At 42.3% G+C, this 16,886-nt stretch carries 13 protein-coding genes; 7 read left to right on the forward strand and 6 right to left on the reverse strand.

The features are described from left to right. The first annotated feature begins 34 nt into the window (after positions 1 to 34). The 4 genes from DS891_RS05850 to DS891_RS05865 all read left to right on the forward strand — a co-directional run bounded on the left by DS891_RS05850 (position 35) and on the right by DS891_RS05865 (position 6,526). The gene (locus tag DS891_RS05850; RefSeq protein WP_174169161.1) at positions 35 to 2,503 is read left to right on the forward strand and encodes a glycosyl hydrolase family 18 protein; all 2,469 of its coding nucleotides are present in this window, start codon (positions 35 to 37) and stop codon (positions 2,501 to 2,503) included. 166 nt (positions 2,504 to 2,669) lie between these two features. Then, entirely contained in the window at positions 2,670 to 3,431 is a 762-nt protein-coding gene (locus DS891_RS05855; RefSeq protein WP_130165565.1) for an ABC transporter substrate-binding protein, read from the forward strand. Next, positions 3,428 to 5,362, forward strand: a complete 1,935-nt coding sequence (locus DS891_RS05860) for an ATP-dependent DNA helicase RecQ (RefSeq protein ID WP_174169162.1) — start codon at positions 3,428 to 3,430, stop codon at positions 5,360 to 5,362. The genes DS891_RS05855 and DS891_RS05860 overlap by 4 nt, the downstream gene beginning before the upstream one ends. Beyond that, positions 5,363 to 6,526 (forward strand): anhydro-N-acetylmuramic acid kinase, encoded by a 1,164-nt coding sequence (locus tag DS891_RS05865; RefSeq protein WP_174169163.1) that lies wholly within the window; start codon positions 5,363 to 5,365, stop codon positions 6,524 to 6,526. It begins immediately after the preceding gene. Between the two features lie 3 nt (positions 6,527 to 6,529). On the opposite strand, the gene DS891_RS05870 is transcribed toward DS891_RS05865, so the two are convergent. Continuing rightward, positions 6,530 to 7,009: a hypothetical protein gene (locus tag DS891_RS05870; protein WP_174169164.1), complete on the reverse strand. Its 480-nt coding sequence runs from the start codon at positions 7,007 to 7,009 to the stop codon at positions 6,530 to 6,532. A 161-nt stretch (positions 7,010 to 7,170) separates the two neighbouring features. Next, positions 7,171 to 8,310, reverse strand: a complete 1,140-nt coding sequence (locus tag DS891_RS05875; RefSeq protein ID WP_069019181.1) for a Na/Pi symporter — start codon at positions 8,308 to 8,310, stop codon at positions 7,171 to 7,173. A gap of 317 nt (positions 8,311 to 8,627) precedes the next feature. Here DS891_RS05875 and DS891_RS05880 point away from each other — a divergent pair, with 317 nt between their 5' ends. Then, positions 8,628 to 10,550, forward strand: a complete 1,923-nt coding sequence (locus tag DS891_RS05880; protein WP_254605719.1) for a sensor histidine kinase — start codon at positions 8,628 to 8,630, stop codon at positions 10,548 to 10,550. Between the two features lie 23 nt (positions 10,551 to 10,573). On the opposite strand, the gene DS891_RS05885 is transcribed toward DS891_RS05880, so the two are convergent. Together DS891_RS05885 and DS891_RS05890 are read right to left on the reverse strand one after the other, a co-directional pair. Further along, positions 10,574 to 10,741, reverse strand: a complete 168-nt coding sequence (locus tag DS891_RS05885) for a hypothetical protein (RefSeq protein ID WP_171040270.1) — start codon at positions 10,739 to 10,741, stop codon at positions 10,574 to 10,576. A gap of 55 nt (positions 10,742 to 10,796) precedes the next feature. Further along, on the reverse strand, positions 10,797 to 12,533 hold the full coding sequence (locus DS891_RS05890; RefSeq protein ID WP_174169166.1) for a diguanylate cyclase: 1,737 nt from the start codon (positions 12,531 to 12,533) through the stop codon (positions 10,797 to 10,799). Between the two features lie 242 nt (positions 12,534 to 12,775). On the opposite strand from DS891_RS05890, the gene DS891_RS05895 reads away from it, so the two are divergent. Beyond that, positions 12,776 to 13,270, forward strand: a complete 495-nt coding sequence (locus DS891_RS05895) for a YcgN family cysteine cluster protein (RefSeq protein ID WP_102058122.1) — start codon at positions 12,776 to 12,778, stop codon at positions 13,268 to 13,270. A gap of 61 nt (positions 13,271 to 13,331) precedes the next feature. On the opposite strand, the gene DS891_RS05900 is transcribed toward DS891_RS05895, so the two are convergent. After that, complete coding sequence (locus DS891_RS05900; RefSeq protein ID WP_174169167.1) at positions 13,332 to 14,285, reverse strand: carbohydrate kinase; 954 nt, start codon at positions 14,283 to 14,285, stop codon at positions 13,332 to 13,334. A gap of 1 nt (position 14,286) precedes the next feature. After that, positions 14,287 to 15,468 (reverse strand): AGE family epimerase/isomerase, encoded by a 1,182-nt coding sequence (locus DS891_RS05905; RefSeq protein WP_174169168.1) that lies wholly within the window; start codon positions 15,466 to 15,468, stop codon positions 14,287 to 14,289. 131 nt (positions 15,469 to 15,599) lie between these two features. Here DS891_RS05905 and DS891_RS05910 point away from each other — a divergent pair, with 131 nt between their 5' ends. Then, complete coding sequence (locus DS891_RS05910; protein WP_039495314.1) at positions 15,600 to 16,874, forward strand: sugar MFS transporter; 1,275 nt, start codon at positions 15,600 to 15,602, stop codon at positions 16,872 to 16,874. The last annotated feature ends 12 nt before the right edge of the window (positions 16,875 to 16,886 follow it).

Below are 16,886 nucleotides of genomic sequence, written 5' to 3' on the forward strand. Positions count from 1 at the left end.
GGGTACAACATGTAACTACAATAAGGTTGAAGATATGAAACTTAATAAAATAACCAGTTATATAGGACTTGCCTTACTGAGTGGCGGAGCACTTGCAGCCCCTTCTACACCAACATTAGATTGGCAGCCACAACAGTATTCGTTCGTAGAAGTTAACGTGGATGGACTTGGCTCATACAAGCAACTGGTAAAAGCCAAAGATGTTGTCGATATTAGCATCAAATGGAATGCTTGGAGTGGCTCTGGCGGTGATAACTATAAAGTATATTTTGATGATCTACTCGTAAACCAAGGTACGCTTGCAGCTGGTACTAAAAGCGGAGTAGTACAATTCCCCTACACTAAATCGGGTCGCCATCAGCTTTATTTAGAACTGTGTGAAGGTACCGTATGTGCAAGAAGCGCAGGGAAAGAAATCGTCATTGCCGACACTGACGGTGCACATCTAGCGCCACTTCCTATGAATGTAGATCCGAACAACCGTAATAACGGTACAATACCAGGCCGTGTAACGGGTGCTTATTTCGTTGAATGGGGCATTTATGGCCGTAATTACGACGTAACTAAGATCCCGGCTCATAACCTATCGCACATTTTATATGGCTTTATTCCGATTTGTGGTCCTAACGAGTCGCTAAAATCCATCGAAAATGGTAATAGTTGGAGAGCGCTTCAAACTGCATGTGCTGACTCTCAAGATTACGAAGTCGTCATTCACGACCCTTGGGCTGCAGTGCAAAAATCTATGCCAGGGGTGGATGCAAAGGATCCTATTCGCGGTGTTTATTCTCAATTAATGGCGCTAAAACAACGTTATCCGGACCTTAAAATTCTGCCTTCAGTAGGTGGTTGGACGCTATCTGATCCATTCCATGGCTTTACAAATAAAGCAAACCGCGACACTTTCGTCGCGTCTGTAAAACAATTCCTTAAAACGTGGAAATTTTATGACGGTGTAGATATCGACTGGGAATTCCCAGGTGGTGATGGTCCAAACCCAGATTTAGGCGATCCAATTAACGACGGTCCAGCCTATGTGGCGCTAATGCAAGAGCTGCGTGCAATGCTAGATGAGTTAGAAGCTGAAACCGGCCGTCAATATGAACTCACTTCTGCAATAGGTGCTGGTTATGACAAGATTGAAGATGTAGATTACCAAGCTGCTCAGCAGTATATGGATTATATCTTTGCGATGACCTATGACTTCTATGGCGCTTGGAACAATGAAACGGGTCATCAAACCGGTATCTACTGTGGTTCTCATCTCAGCACTGATGAATGTAACGGTACAGGCGTTGACGACAATGGAGTGCCACGCAAAGGCCCTGCATATACTGGCGACCATGCAATTCAATTGTTACTTCAACAAGGTGTGCAGCCCTCTAAGCTCGTTATGGGCGTTGCAATGTACGGCCGCGGCTGGGAAGGTGTGCTAGATGCAAATGCCACAATCCCAGGTAATCCGATGACGGCGCCGGGCAATGGCCCGTTGACTGGCTCTACCACTGAAGGCGTTTGGGAGCCTGGCATTATGGATTACAAGGCTATTGCAGCGAACGCTGTAGGCCAAGGTGGTTCAGGTGTTAATGGTTATGAAGTAGGCTACGATGAGCAAGCACAAGCAGCATATGTTTGGAACAGAAGTAACGGTAAACTCATCACTTACGATAGCCCACGCAGCGTTATCGCAAAAGGTCAGTATGCAAACACTCATCAACTGGCTGGTTTATTTGGTTGGGAAATTGACGCTGATAATGGCGACATTCTAAATGCAATGTATGATGGCCTTACAGCAGGTGAGATCCCTAATCGTGCACCTTCTATCGGAGTTTCTGGACCAATCAATGTGACCTCAGGTCAGGTTGTGAATGTCGATGCGCAAGCAAGCGATTTAGACAATGATCCATTAACCTATTCATGGGTTGCTGCGCCTGGTTTGGCTTTATCTGCTAATAACACCGCAGCTGTCGCTGTAACCGCTCCTTCAGTCAATCAACAGACAAGCTACGACTTGACTGTAACGGTCAATGATGGCGCGTTATCAACAACCAAAACAATCGTTGTTGTTGTAAACCCAGAAGGTGCAAATGCAGCGCCTGTCGTTACACCGGTTTCAGATATTTCGGTTAATGAAGGGGCCTCGGCTACTGTCAATGTGTCAGCAACTGACCCTGAAGGCGCAGCGCTTAGCTATAGCTGGAGTGCACCAGCCGAGCTGAGCATAGTAGCAAATGGTAGCTCAGCGACTATTACTGCTGCAAATGTCACTGCCGACACAACCGTCCCAGTAACTGTTACCGTATCAGACGGGGTGAACGCTGTTGATACAACATTTAATGTTACGATTAAAGACGGTGGCGCCCAATACCCGACTTGGGATCGCTCTACAGTATATGTCGGTGGCGACCGAGTAATTCATAACGGCAATGTCTTTGAAGCAAAATGGTGGACTCAAGGTGAAGAACCTGGAACCGCTGATGTATGGAAGGCAGTAACTAACTAATCTAACCATCCCCAATTAATGAGCTTGCCAGTCAAGCTCATTTTTTAATCACATAAACATAAAGTTACCCATTATCTGGCTTTTATCACCAATTTCTTCTTTCTTTTTCTGCTTGGTCTTTCATAATGACATAATGAACTTCATAAAAGAGTCATAAGTTCTGGCAGTGCTTATTCGTCTATCCGTTTTATTATTCGTTTTAGTTTTTCCAAAAAGCTACGCGTCCGACTGCGCGGATCAGTCATCCCTAAAAATCGGCATTGGCTCTAGCTGGCCGCCTTTTGTTATGTATGGCACTCGTCCTTACGGCATAGACGTAGATATCACTAGAGCAGTTTTTGAACGAGCAGGGTTTTGTATTGAGTTCATTCAGCTTCCTTCATCGGCTCGTGGGATCACTGAGCTTGAAAAGGGCTTAATTGATGTCCTGCCATCCGCAAGTTTTAGCGTCGATAGAGCAAAAATTGCTTACTTCTCCTCGCCATATCGGCGTGAAAAAATGCGCTTGTTCGCTAACAAGGAAATAGATCTCGATAGCAACTTAATCGAGTTGTTTTCTGCAGGCTATACATTCACGGCCAATCCTGGAGCCTACTACGGTGAGGAAGTGAAACAAATAAAAAAAATCGATTGGTACGACAGGCGGTTGTTTGAAATCGCGAGCTTAGACCGGCGAATAGAGATGGTGGCTAAAAACCGCGTCGATTTTCTGATTGAAGATGAAGACGCAGGCTACTACTATATCAACAAGCTAGGCTACCAAAGCATTCAGCTACACCCTTATGTAGTTAACGATAACGCTATACATTTTATGCTTGGACGTCATGCATTTAAGCGTAGTGACATTGAGCGCGTCAATGAAGCAATCACCAATTTAAATGGCACAATAGCGAATATCTCAGAAAAATATAGAAAAGATTCAGGATGACTCAACAGCAGCAACTCTTTCAAACACTACAAAGTACATTTGGACATACAACACTTCGCCCGGGGCAATCGGAAGTCATTGAATCTATACTTCAAGGCCAAAGTGCAATCGCTATTTTTGCAACTGGTGCAGGCAAGTCGTTGTGTTATCAGTTACCAGCAATATTGAAGCAAGGGATGTGCTTAGTCGTTTCACCACTATTGGCACTAATGCACGAGCAACGAGATTACCTACAAAGTAAAGGCGTTGCGACTGCGTGTCTTGACAGTACTCAAAGCAAAGAGGAAACGTTGCGCATAGAAAATGCGGTGCGAGACAATGCACTTAAAGTCCTCTTTATATCAGTCGAGCGGCTTAATAGCCAAAAAGCACGTACCTTGTTATCACAAAGCAATATCTCTTTTCTTGTCATTGATGAGGCGCATTGTATTTCTGAATGGGGACATAATTTCAGGCCAGATTACCTAAAAGTGGCCAAATATCGCCATGAACTTGGTATCAACCAAGTGCTATTACTCACCGCGACAGCAACAAATAAAGTTGCACGCGATATGGCGGGTAAATTCGATGTATCCGATCAAAATATCATTAGAACGGGCTTTTACAGGAAGAATCTATTCTTAAGTGCGGCGCATATTAGCGAATCTCAAAAAGACGAATATTTACTCGCCTTTTTAAAAAAGGCAAAAGGCGCTGGTATCGTTTATGTCACGCAGCAAAAGCAAGCAGAAGAAGTAGCAAAAATGATAACTGCTTGTGGCTTTCCTGCAGAAGCTTTTCACGCATCATTGCAGAGCGAAAAAAAGGCGCAAATTCAAGCAGATTTTCTAGCGAAAGAAAATCTTATCGTTGTAGCTACCATTGCATTTGGTATGGGTGTAGACAAACCCGATGTTCGCTGGGTACTACATTATGATATGCCAAAATCTATTGAGGGATATAGCCAAGAAGTGGGTAGGGCAGGCAGAGATGGCGAGAATGCACATTGCGTTGCTTTAATTAATAATGAAAAAATTGCCACATTAGAGAACTTCGTTTACGCCAGTGCATTAGAGCGAGAGTCGTTAACGCTGCTTTTTGATGAACTTTTCGGTGATCCAGCTACAGATTATCACCTCAATGAATACGATCTTGCCTATAAAACCAATATTAATCAATTGGTGCTAAAAACACTTATTGTCCAGCTCGAACTGCAAGGATACTTACAAGTAAACTACAGCTATTTTGCGGAGCTAAGCATCGCATTCAGCCAAGACAAAGATAAAATATTAGCCAAGTACTCGCCTGAGCGGCAACTGTTTTTGACTCAGCTATTCTCGTGTTTTGAATTCAAAAAGAAGTGGGGATTACTTTCACATCAAGCATTAAGCGAGCAAAACATCCCACAGGCTAAAGCCCAAGAAGTCGTTGAGTATTTGCAAAACCAACAACTGATTGACGTAAAAGTCGCTAAATATACGTCGGTTTATTCAAAGCCTATCCAACAAGTTAACATTAATGAACTGGTTGAGTCTTTCTACCAGCAATCACAAATTAAAGAGCAAGGCGAACTTGCACGGCTAAGACATTTACTCAAATTTTTCCAGCTAACTTCATGCTATCACAAAGCGCTTGCCAGCTACTTCGGCGATATGCACGCACCAGAACAATGCGGTCACTGCGGGGTCTGCAGCGGTAAGCATTTGATCGTCAATGCACAAGAGAGCCGGGAATTAGATATTGAAACAACACGAAATATTTTAAGAGACGCTTCGCAATTTGCATCGCAACGCGGCGTAAATTTTTCTACTCACCTCAAAACGTTATTTTTACTAGGCTTAAATTGCCCCTATTTTACTATATATAAATTCAGACAACTTGAAGGATTTGGCAGCTTGTCCGGCGTAAAGTATGAACAGGCAAAAGCATTGATCATGGAGCGCGCATTATAAATGAAAACAGATATTATTAAACTCGCCACGATCGCGGAAAAAAAGACCAAATATATACTCGGACTTATGAGCGGTACCTCATTGGATGGATTAGATATTGCGTTATGTAAAATTGAAGGTGCCGGGAAAAGAACACAGCTAACAGTCGAACAATTTACCACGATAGAATACGACTCTTCGCAAAAGCAGCTTCTCAGTGATCATGCGTCTAAATCACAGGTAAGTCTTAAGACGTTATGTCAATTAAATGCGTGGCTCGGCGAGTTGTACGCAAGTCTAATCAATAATGCTTTGAAAGAATGGCAAGTCGCAGCCGACACTGTTGATTTAATAGCGAGTCATGGACAAACACTTTACCATTGTCCAAAACAAGCCTTTGCAGACGTTGAAAAATTAAATAGCACATTGCAGATCGTTGACGGCGATATTATTGCGGCAAAAACGAACATCATCACCATCTCAGACTTTAGACAAAAGCATATCGCCAAAGGATATGAGGGAGCCCCTCTCGTGCAATATGGTGACTATTTGTTATATTCGGACACAAGTATCGATAGGGTTTTGCTCAATATTGGCGGTATTTCAAACCTTACTTATTTACCAAAAAATTGTGCACTAGCGCAGAGTATGAGTAGTGACATCGGTCCAGGAAACACATTAGTAGACCAATATTGTCGCCACGTATTAGGGCTACCATTCGATGAAAATGGTGAGATTGCGTCTAGTGGAAAAATTCAATTGCCTTTTCTCGAAGCATTACTGTCACACCAATTCTTTGATAAGCCACTTCCAAAATCAACTGGACAAGAGTTATTTAATCAAGCCTTCGTGCATCATGCGTTGGATGGAAAAGATTATAATCATGAAGATATCATCACGACACTGACCGAATTCACAGCTATCGCTGTCGCAAATGCGGTGAACGAGCTTGGTGCAACTGAATTAGAGCTATATGTTAGCGGAGGTGGAATTCATAATGTGTTTTTAATGGCGCGAATTGAAAGCCACTTGAATAACCGTGTTTTAATCAAGGATTTCTCACAACTGGGTATCAACCCTGATGCCAAAGAGGCCGCTTTATTTGCGCTACTTGCGAATGAAACCGTATCAGGTGGTAGCGATGTGCTGCCTTTTTCTATGGGTAAGATTTCATTACCAACATAGTCGCTAAAAAACGGATAATACAGCGCTGACCGCCGAGTTAAAAATACGTTTGAAGCCAGTAGTCTGAGTTGTAATCGCTTCAGATACTGGTTCGCTTACGATAATTCGCTCATTCAAAATGATATCAAACTCAGCCGCGTTCTTTAGGTAATCGTGGAGTCCCACTAGGTTCAATTGCATAAAGTAAGGACCTGCATCAAGCGATTGCTTTACTTTAATTTCGACAATCTTAGTGAGATACGACTCCGGATCAACCACCAAAGAGACCTCGCACTTCGCATTTCGCTCGCCGTGCTTTGTTAGTACAACGTTAACTCGGTCATCAATACGCGCATCCATTGGCAACTCTATCACCAAAGAAAGTCCTTGCTCACCTGGTTGCAGACTAAGTTTCTCATAGGGTTGAACAGCACGGTACTGTCCCCTCATAGAACTTGCGATCTGTGCTGCATTAAAACTAAAAATACCAGGTTTGCTACTCATTACTTTCTTTCGTTATTTACAAGACAATGTTAATTATCTCAAAGCTAGATTACAGAATTATGACTTACCAACCAAAGGCTAAAAAAGTCAAAGCTCGGCAATACCGAGCTTTAAATGCATTCTTTGTTCGTTTTATTTATCGTACTGCGAGCATGTTTTATTTATCGTACTGCGAGCATAATGAGTCCCGGAAATACAAAGAACGAACCTAATACGTAAGCCAAAGCTGCTGGTTTATTCTGCGCACCAATCTCAGCTAACTTCTCAGCTAGACGAAGCGGGATTTCTCTCAGCAGTGGTAACCCGTAAATAAGTGCTACCGCAAAAACGTTAAACATAACATGTACAAGTGCAATCGTTAATGCGACTTCTGCAGCAGGACCTGTAATAGATGTTGCAGCTAACAAAGCGGTAATTGTAGTGCCTATATTTGCACCTAAAGTGAACGGATATATCTGACGAGTGGTAAATACACCGCTGCCAGCAAGTGGGATCATCAAGCTTGTTGTTGTCGAAGACGATTGTACCATTACCGTAACTAAAGCGCCTGAGCTTATACCTACAACAGGGCCTCTGCCTATCGCACTATGTAATAACTCTTTCGCTTTACCTACCAACGCCTTTTTGAGTAATTTACCTAAGTAAGTCACAGCGAACAGGATCATCATGATACCGATAACAACCATGGCAATACCTGCTGCTGTAGAATCTAAAAAGCTAACACCATCTTTTACCACGCTAACCGCTGGTTTCACTAGTGGTTTGATAAAGTTGTAACTTTTTAACGATAAGTCAGCATCACCAACAAATACATGGGCAAGTCCTGACGCAAGTTTTTCTAACATGCCAAACATGATTTCCAAAGGCAGGAAAATAGCAACGGCTAATAAATTAAAGAAGTCATGTACGGTGGATGCGGCAAACGCTCTTCTAAACTCTTCTTTACTACGAATGTGGCCGATAGAAACGAGCGTGTTGGTAATAGTCGTACCAATATTTGCGCCCATCACCATAGGAATTGCGATACTAATAGGTAATCCGCCAGCAACGAGGCCAACAATAACAGAAGTCACCGTTGATGAGGACTGCACCAATGCAGTTGCCAAAGCCCCTAAGAGTAGGGCGACGATTGGATTGGTTGCGAATGCGAAGATTTCCTTCGCCCCTTCACTTCCACCTGAGGCCAACTTAAAACCGCCACTCACAGTGCCAACTGCGACTAAGACTAAGTAAACAAGTAATACGATTGACAGCCAGTTAAAAAGTTTAGCTGATGCTGAAGTCTGAGATTGATTAACCATAGTTTCGCTCTTAGAGTAAGTAATGTTCATTCATTACACTTTTATTTCAGCCGCGCATTTAACCACCCAATTGTTACAGTTATATTTCAGTTTTATGTAACTCGACACGTATGCTCATTTTCTCATCGCATTTTTTGAAACAGTGGTAACTAATAGTAGTAATATGCTGTTTTTACTGATTATTAGTTATGTGATTGCATTTACATTTGTTTACTTCTCCAAATTTGATCCACATTTGCTTCACTATTTAAAAGTAGGATTTAGCTATAATTATTGTGCCTTATATCACTATGTTAAGACTTTTCTCGTTAATTTTTATGCTTTTTTCTATGGCGGCTGGTGCAGTTGACTTTACGCCTAGTGCCGAGCATAGAGTAAGTGAACCATTAACAATCCACTTTGGAGAAGTCGATGCTGCGCAATTATCTTCAGTGCTCGGCATAGATGAGCGCGACAGCCAATCTATTGTTGAGGTACTTTCAAGCCAAGTGCCTGAGCTAAAGAATGAGCCTTATCAGTGGGCGTTGATCACCCCAAATATGCTTATATCCGAGGACAGAAATTACATCGCATTTGGCTTTGCCAGATTGCCTTGGCTAAGTGTTGCTTTGATTAACAACGGCGAGGTCTCATTTTTAACGCAGCACACCCTGAATACCGCGTTTAATATTAGGGAAGTAGAAGCACCGCAATTATATCTACCAATATCAAGAGAACACTTAGCAGGGGCAAGTCTTATTGTCCGCTATCAGACTTTTGCGAATGCCCCCGCTGACCTTAGGTTAATAAATGATAATGAGCTAAACAGTAATGTTCTTACCAGTACGGTTACCAATGCTGCACTAAGCGGGATCATAGCAGCCGTGTTTGTTATTGTATTGGTTAACTTCTACTTTAATGCCAATGCGACCAACGCTTACTATTGTCTTTGGACGCTATTGTTTTTGCTTATTGTGTTGGATATGTCAGGGTTCACATTTCAATATTTTTGGCCTTTACAAGGCAAATTTGCCGCCTTATTTTCAGCTTGTTTGATGACTTTTGTACCAGTGTTTCACCTTCTTTTCATCAAACAATTTCTGCAATTAAAGCATCGAAACGAAACCTTACATCTTTTATATAATGGATTTTTAGCGGCTTACCTACTACTTATCCCAGTGGCAATCTATTCAAAATCGGTTCACTACAATCTAGTATTAAGCTTGAGTATCATCCCGCTATTTCTTTATACCAGCTATTGGTCTTTGAAACAGAGTGCTCCTGGTTCTGTTACTTTTTCCCTCAGCCTGCTAAACCATGTCATTTTTGTAAATTTCATTGCTATTGGTGGGACTATGTATGCGGGTTTTATCAACGTTCATCATATATCAAGCGCGATTAAATTTGGCTACTTAATTGAGGTCATGTTATTTACGCTGGCACTTGCGCAACAAAATAAGTCAGCCCAAAATAATCTGCTATCAACGCTACAAACTCAGGTGAATGCACTCTCGAATACAGTACAAACAGAAAAGCAGTTCAACCGTCAAAATCAGCAGGCGTTAGAAAAGAAAGAACAACGTTTATTTACCGATCTCTCTCATGAGCTGCGTACACCACTTACCGTTATGAAGGTACAGGTTGAATCTCTACAATACAATATCGTTGAGAATGTTCAGGAGAGCTACGGCAAGCTCATGGATAAAATTGACGAGCTAAATCACTTTATTAATCAATTGATGCTAGTCACTGACAATGAAAAGTTAGCAACTATGCTTAATCTAAGAGACTTCACGATCTGCAAGCTGGTAAATCAAGTACATACTCAGGCCGCGGGCTTATTTAAGGATAATAAGGAGCAATTAGAGGTTAACTATCAAATATCTGGTACAGAAAAGATAACCATCGACCTAGATGCGATAACTAACTGCGTCCTTGAGATCTTAGGTAATGCGATTAAGCATGGTGGAGATAAGGTCCAAGTAAAGATGAGCTTCTTTAGCGTCGACAGCAATCTAATCATTCGCATTGAAGACTCTGGCACTCCGCTATCCTATGAGGCGCACCAACAGCTATTTGACCCGCTTTACAAATCACAATCAGCAAGAACCAATTCGGGAAAATCCAAGGGTATGGGCCTTGCGATGTGCAAAAAAGTGGTAGAAGCTCACAGTGGACAAATTGAATCCTTTAATAGCCTATTAGGCGGGTTGAACATGGAGATCAAGCTTCCGTTAACTAAAGTGCCTGCTTTTAGTTGATATACAACAGTATGTTTTCGCGCTTACGTTTTAATTTTTCGTCGCGGTATTAACTTAAGCCAAAATGCAATTTCAAGTGCCACACCCAATATCACAAAAATGAACATCCCAGTTTGGCTGCTATAGCTATAAGCTGCTATTGCACCAATGAGGAGCGCCAATAAAATAGCGATTCTGTAAAGTGTCTTCATTTTATATCCTTTTCTATGGTGACTTAGCTAATTCATTTACAGCCGAATACCAAATTTACAGCGCACCTGAGATTGCCACTTGATTACGACCATTACGCTTAGCAAAATAAAGTGCCTGATCTGCCGAGGCGAGCAATTCTTTACCGCTGTATGGTGGCTTAGTCTGAGTATGTAATCCTGCACTTAATGTCATCTCTATACAATAGCTTTCGCTTATCAATGGGCTAGTCTCACATGTCATTCTGATCTTCTCTGCAAGGTCAAAAGCCTGCGAGCTATCGGTTTGTGCAAGTACAATACAAAACTCTTCGCCGCCATACCGTGCGACAAAGTCTCCCGCTCTCGTAGCACAATTGGAAAGTATACGTCCGATGTGAATCAGACAATCGTCTCCCGCTTCGTGACCATAGGTATCGTTAACCTGCTTAAAAAAATCGATATCGATCATAATAACACTAAGAGCGTGTTCAAAACGCTTTGCTCTTAAGCATTCACTATGCAAGGCTTCGTCTAGCGCTCGCCTATTGGCAACACCGGTAAGCGCATCGGTGCGATTCGCAAGCTCCAGTCTATCGTTAGCTTCCTGTAGCGCTTGAGTTCGGATGGCGACAGTCTTCTCTAATTGAGAGTTTACTTTTTGGATTTCATTGAATGCCGTTAATTGCGCTTGAAAGCGCTTGTTTTTCTCGGTATTGAGTTTTTCACCTATTGCTATCGATAAACAGGCCACCTCAATGGCAGTACCTATTAATAGCGCATTTTCGGTAAACCAAGTTTGGCTGATTAAATCTAATTTATTTAGCGCAAGAATGATCCCGCCAATGAGCACTGAGCTCCAAGCAATCGAATAGTATGTCGCTAAGCGGCTTTTCCCAGCCAAACGTAAAATACGACAGAAAACGCCCCAGATACAAGCTGATACGGCATACGMTATGGTAAGTTTTATCATCACTGCATAGTCAAAAAACACAGAAGAAAATAAGAGTACCAACCCTAATCCCAAAATTAAGCGACAACCTAGATAAAGCCACTTGTCCGAAATACCAATCTCGAGCAATGTCATAACAAAGTAAGTGCCGGTTAACACCGAACTGATAAGAAAGAACAAGATTGCTTGATCGTTCCACCAAAGACTATTTGGCCAAAGATATCGAAAGGCAAAACCTGACAAACAAGCAGAAAATAGCGCTAAACAAATAACGTATAAAACATAGTAAAATAATGTGGATTCGCGAATGGTAAAATAGAGGAGCACATTATAAGCTGCCATTATCCCCATCAAACCAAAGTAGATCCCCATCACGATACGAAAAACTTGGTCGTTTATCAAAAAGTCATGGTTTGTCCAAAGTACCACGGGAAGTTGCAGCGTACTGGATGAGCGTACTTTAATGTATAGTGCTACCTTACCATGCGTGCCGTTTGGGAGTGGTATAATAAAATGTTCATGCGCAAAAGGGCGGTCAACGAAAGGTTGTTTATCTCCTAATTGCTGATGAACAAATATATTGCCTTCTTGTAGCATGTAAACATCAAGTTGATCCAGCACCGGATAGGCTATCTCAAGTAAATAAGGCCCTTCTTTTTCGTCAATATTTAACGACGTACGTACCCAGTAACTTAGGTTGGAATAACCTAAGTTCAACACTTTATCATCGGTAGTTTGCCAATGGATACTTGAGTTATTTATGACGTCGACAATTTTAGCATTTGAAGCCACGTACTCTAGTTGCAACGTCTCTTTGCCAGCAGCTGCCACTTGACTACACAGAGACAACAGGAGTACAAACAATAAAAAGACGTACCTTTGCCTCAATCAACCACCCTCGCTACGTTCCATAATCGCAGACAAATAGCGCTCTCGCCAAAGATTATGAAATAAAAATAGTACTTTAATCATAGTCAGCCATAAATAGTTCGCCAATTTTGAATTACGTTCAACTATCCTATAGAATGCGCCGCTTGTTTGATGTGATCGATTCCAACATCACAAATCAAATATGATGCAAAAAAGCGTAATGAAGGGGCAAAGTAATGAGCTTTTGGCAAGAAAAAACACTCGAAGAAATGACTAGAGATGAGTGGGAAGCGATTTGTGATGGCTGTGGCAAATGCTGTTTACACTCTTTTATCGACAGCGATGAGGAAGATGAATCATTTGAAAGCACCGACTTTTTACGCGAAGGTGAAGAGTTACTCTACACTGATGTTGTTTGCCAATATAACGATAAAAATAGCTGTGGTTGTAGCCGCTACAGCGAAAGGCAAGTTCTAGTTCCGTCTTGCGTACAGCTAACCAAAGAAAACCTCAAAGATATCTTTTTTATGCCAAACAGTTGTAGTTATCGACGACTTCATGAGGGCAGGGGACTGGCAAGCTGGCATCCTCTTAGAAATAATGGTTCCAAACAAGCCATGATAGATGCGGGGATCAGTATTTTTGGTAAGGCAACCTCAGAACTGGAAGTAGATTTAGAATCTGATTTTGAAGCGCATATAGTAGAGTGGCCCCACAAAGACTGCGAGTAAAAAACAGGGACTAGGATAAATGCTTTGCGGTAGGGCATGCATCTATCCTAGAAAAAGTATTCTATTCGCCAATATCAGCCTTAGACGGCAAAGCGGCAAATGCACCGTAGCGTTGAACGGCGAACGCACCACATTTCGCAGCATACGCGACTAAGTCTTTTGCCTCATCCAGTGAGATGACAAACTCAGTATCTTGGGTAGGTTTAAACTTTCGAATGATCTCAGCAAGTAACCCCCCGACAAACGCATCTCCCGCAGCCGTGGTATCCACAGCAACAACAATTGGCGCAGCGACTTTAGCACTATCATTTTGTAGATAAATCTCAACGGGGTTTGCGCCGTCGGTTATTAATAACAATTGAGTTTGCTTATCCATAATTGCGGCTATGGTTTGCGCTTCGGTTTTACCCGCATGACTATTCGCGTTCAGGTATTCCAATTCTTCGCGTGAGAGTTTAACGACATTACTTAGTGCGATACAATGCCAAATTCTATCAAGAATATGCGCTGTCGAACTCCATAGGTTCAACCTCAGGTTCATATCAAAACTAACAAGCATGTTGTTTGCTCGTGCACGCTCAAGCGCATAAACCGTGGTTTTATAGATATTCTCTTCAGTAAGACTGTTACTGCATATATGTAATACAGAATGCTCTGTAAACATATCCTCAGAAAAATGTGTTTGCCTGAACAACAAATCCGCCGCTGGTGGCCGATAAAAACTAAAGCTTCTTTCACCTTGTTTATCTAAAGAGACAAATGCCAATGCCGTTTTGGCTTTATCTGTATACTCAAGGTAACGGGTATTTACGCCATTAGCCTGTAGCTCTTCAGCTAAAAACTGGCCGAACATGTCATTGCCTAACATGCCGCAAAAATACGCATCAACGCCTTGCTTTGCCGCAGCTACTGCCACGTTTGCAGGCGCGCCGCCTGCATATTTAGTAAATGATTCTGGTGTTTTGCCATCCGATAAAAAATCAATCAACGCCTCACCAAAACAAACAAGTGCCATGTTATTCGCCTTTTAACTTCATTGAACGCAGGACTTCGTAACACGCGCCCATAGTGTGATAATCGGTCTTGCCCGCCGGGCTTTTTTCATCGCTGTACTTTTCGTTCTTGTTATTCAAAATACGATACCAAGCACCGTATTCATGGTCGACGAAGTTATCCCAAGCATATTGCCAAATTCTGTCGTACCACTGCCAATATTTTTCATCACCGGTTTCAAGTGCTAGTAGCGCAGCCGCAGCGAATGACTCAGCTTGAACCCAAAAGTACTTGTCATCATCACAAATCGACTTATCCGGCGCAAAGCCGTAGCAAATCCCCCCAAATTCACTATCCCAAGCTGCTTTTAATGACTCATCAAACAAGTGCTCGGCTTTTTCCACAAGCCATGACTTTGGCATGTAGCGGTTAATCAATAATAATAATTTTGACCACTCAGTTTGATGACCGGGCTGAAATCCCCAAGGTCTGAATAAGTGTTTGGGATCGTCTTTGTTATACTCAAGGTCGATTTGCCATAGACTATCATAGTGCTCCCAAATCAGCCCTTCTGCCTTAGCCGCTTGACGATTTACCATATTGTCGGCGAGCAAATATGCACGCTGTAAAAACTTTTCATCCTGCGTCGCTTCAAAGCAAGCAATTAGCGCTTCGCAGGTATGCATATTGGCATTTTGACCACGGTACTTATCTGCCTGATTAAAGTCCGCATCGAATTCGTCTTTATAGAGTCCAAAATCAGGCTCAAAGTATTTCTCTTCTAACAGCTGCCATACTCGCTCAATTGCAGACTTGCTGTCCGACAAACCAACCTTCAACGCACAGGCATGAGCCAATAAAACAAAGGCGAGCCCGTAACAATGGTTAGTGCCATCTACAACATTTTCGCCTTCAAGCAACCACGCATAGCCGCCATTTTCCTGCCTATGGACAGTTTCTAAATATTCGATACCATGCTTAACCTTATCTAAGTCAGCTGGCTCTTTAAAATAGTCATAAGCCATAGCATAGTTAAAGACAAAACGGGTACTTGATACTAAGTGACGCGTGTTCGCATCATAAATCTCGCCATTATCCTTGAAGAAGTGATTAAAGCCACCACGCTCATCCACGCAATTTGGTGCGTAAAAGCTGAGCGTCTTTTTAATGTGTGCTTCTAAAAATTGCGTTGTTCTAAAATTCATCTAACTTTTAACCTACTGCTGAACATTTCCGTTACTTTAGCAGATAAAACATGGAACGATCCAACAAAACATTTGTGATTTTCATGTAACAGTGTGTAGAATCAAGGTGAAAACAGATTGGAGTATCACTTGTGAGCGAAATAAATACAAATCAAACCTTCGTCACAAGCGGGAATACCGAGAATAATAATTATCGACTTCCGCTTATTGCAATGACAACGCTTTTTTTCCTTTGGGGATTTATTACCGTTTTAAACGATGTCCTCATCCCACGTCTAAAAGGCGTATTTGACCTTAACTACACCGAAGCAATGCTGATCCAGTTTTGCTTTTTTAGTGCCTACTTTATTATTTCTTTACCTGCTGGGTATTTAGTTAAACGCTTTGGCTATAAAAATGGCGTACTAACGGGCTTAATCGTGGCATCCATTGGCTGCATCATGTTTTATCCCGCCGTTGTTGTTCACGAATATTGGATTTTTCTCTCAGCGCTTTTTGTGCTTGCATCTGGCATCACTGTTTTGCAAGTATCAGCGAATCCTTATGTAGCAGCACTCGGGCATCCTCGCACTGCGTCAAGTCGTTTAAACCTTGCGCAAGCGCTTAATTCACTGGGTACCACTATTGGTCCTATCGTGGGCGGCTTTTTATTGTTTGGTTCAGCCGGTACGCTAACCGTTGAAGCTGCGGCAAGCGCAGAGGGGGTAAAGGTACCTTATCTTATTTTGGCAGCTGCGCTACTAACAATCGCCGTTGTATTCGCGTTTTTAAAGTTACCCGTGATTGCTGAGCATACTGAAGCCGTCGATTGTAAAGCGAAACACCATAACCTAATTGAAGCCCCACACTTAGTAATGGGTGTAGTAGCTATTTTCTGCTATGTCGGTGCAGAAGTTGCGATTGGGAGTTTCCTTGTAAATTACTTTGCAGAACCTGAAATCGCAGGACTTGAAGAGCACGCTGCAGCAAAACTTATCGGATACTACTGGGGTGGTGCTATGGTAGGGCGCTTTATCGGCTCTGCTGCCTTAAAGACCATTGCACCTTCAAAAGCAGTGGCTTTCAACGCTGTCGTTATTATTTTATTACTGGCATTGACCATGAGTACCAGTGGCAACATTGCGATGATTGCCGTACTCGCGATTGGCTTGTTTAACTCCATTATGTTTCCGACAATCTTCTCAATGGCAATTGAAGGCTTGAGCTCACTAACCAGTAAAGGTTCTGGCTGGCTGTGTTTAGCCATTGTCGGTGGTGCTATTGTGCCGCTCATTCAAGGTGTGGTTGCGGATAAATTCCATATTCAGATCAGCTTTATTGTGCCATTGCTTTGTTATGTCTACATCGCATGGTACGGATTAAACGTGGTTAAGCTGTCGCAAAAGTGGCAAGCAAAACTGAATTAAGTTAACGAAAGT

It is taken from the genome of Pseudoalteromonas sp. JC28 (assembly GCF_013319255.1).
Lineage (GTDB): Bacteria > Pseudomonadota > Gammaproteobacteria > Enterobacterales > Alteromonadaceae > Pseudoalteromonas.

Coding starts and splice junctions, on each gene's coding strand:
- DS891_RS05870 (WP_174169164.1), bottom strand. CDS start 7,009: ATGAGTAGCAAACCTGGTATTTTTAGTTTTAATGCAGCACAGATCGCA.
- DS891_RS05895 (WP_102058122.1), top strand. CDS start 12,776: ATGAGCTTTTGGCAAGAAAAAACACTCGAAGAAATGACTAGAGATGAG.
- DS891_RS05860 (WP_174169162.1), top strand. CDS start 3,428: ATGACTCAACAGCAGCAACTCTTTCAAACACTACAAAGTACATTTGGA.
- DS891_RS05885 (WP_171040270.1), bottom strand. CDS start 10,741: ATGAAGACACTTTACAGAATCGCTATTTTATTGGCGCTCCTCATTGGT.
- DS891_RS05880 (WP_254605719.1), top strand. CDS start 8,628: ATGCTTTTTTCTATGGCGGCTGGTGCAGTTGACTTTACGCCTAGTGCC.
- DS891_RS05865 (WP_174169163.1), top strand. CDS start 5,363: ATGAAAACAGATATTATTAAACTCGCCACGATCGCGGAAAAAAAGACC.
- DS891_RS05900 (WP_174169167.1), bottom strand. CDS start 14,285: ATGGCACTTGTTTGTTTTGGTGAGGCGTTGATTGATTTTTTATCGGAT.
- DS891_RS05875 (WP_069019181.1), bottom strand. CDS start 8,310: ATGGTTAATCAATCTCAGACTTCAGCATCAGCTAAACTTTTTAACTGG.
- DS891_RS05850 (WP_174169161.1), top strand. CDS start 35: ATGAAACTTAATAAAATAACCAGTTATATAGGACTTGCCTTACTGAGT.
- DS891_RS05905 (WP_174169168.1), bottom strand. CDS start 15,468: ATGAATTTTAGAACAACGCAATTTTTAGAAGCACACATTAAAAAGACG.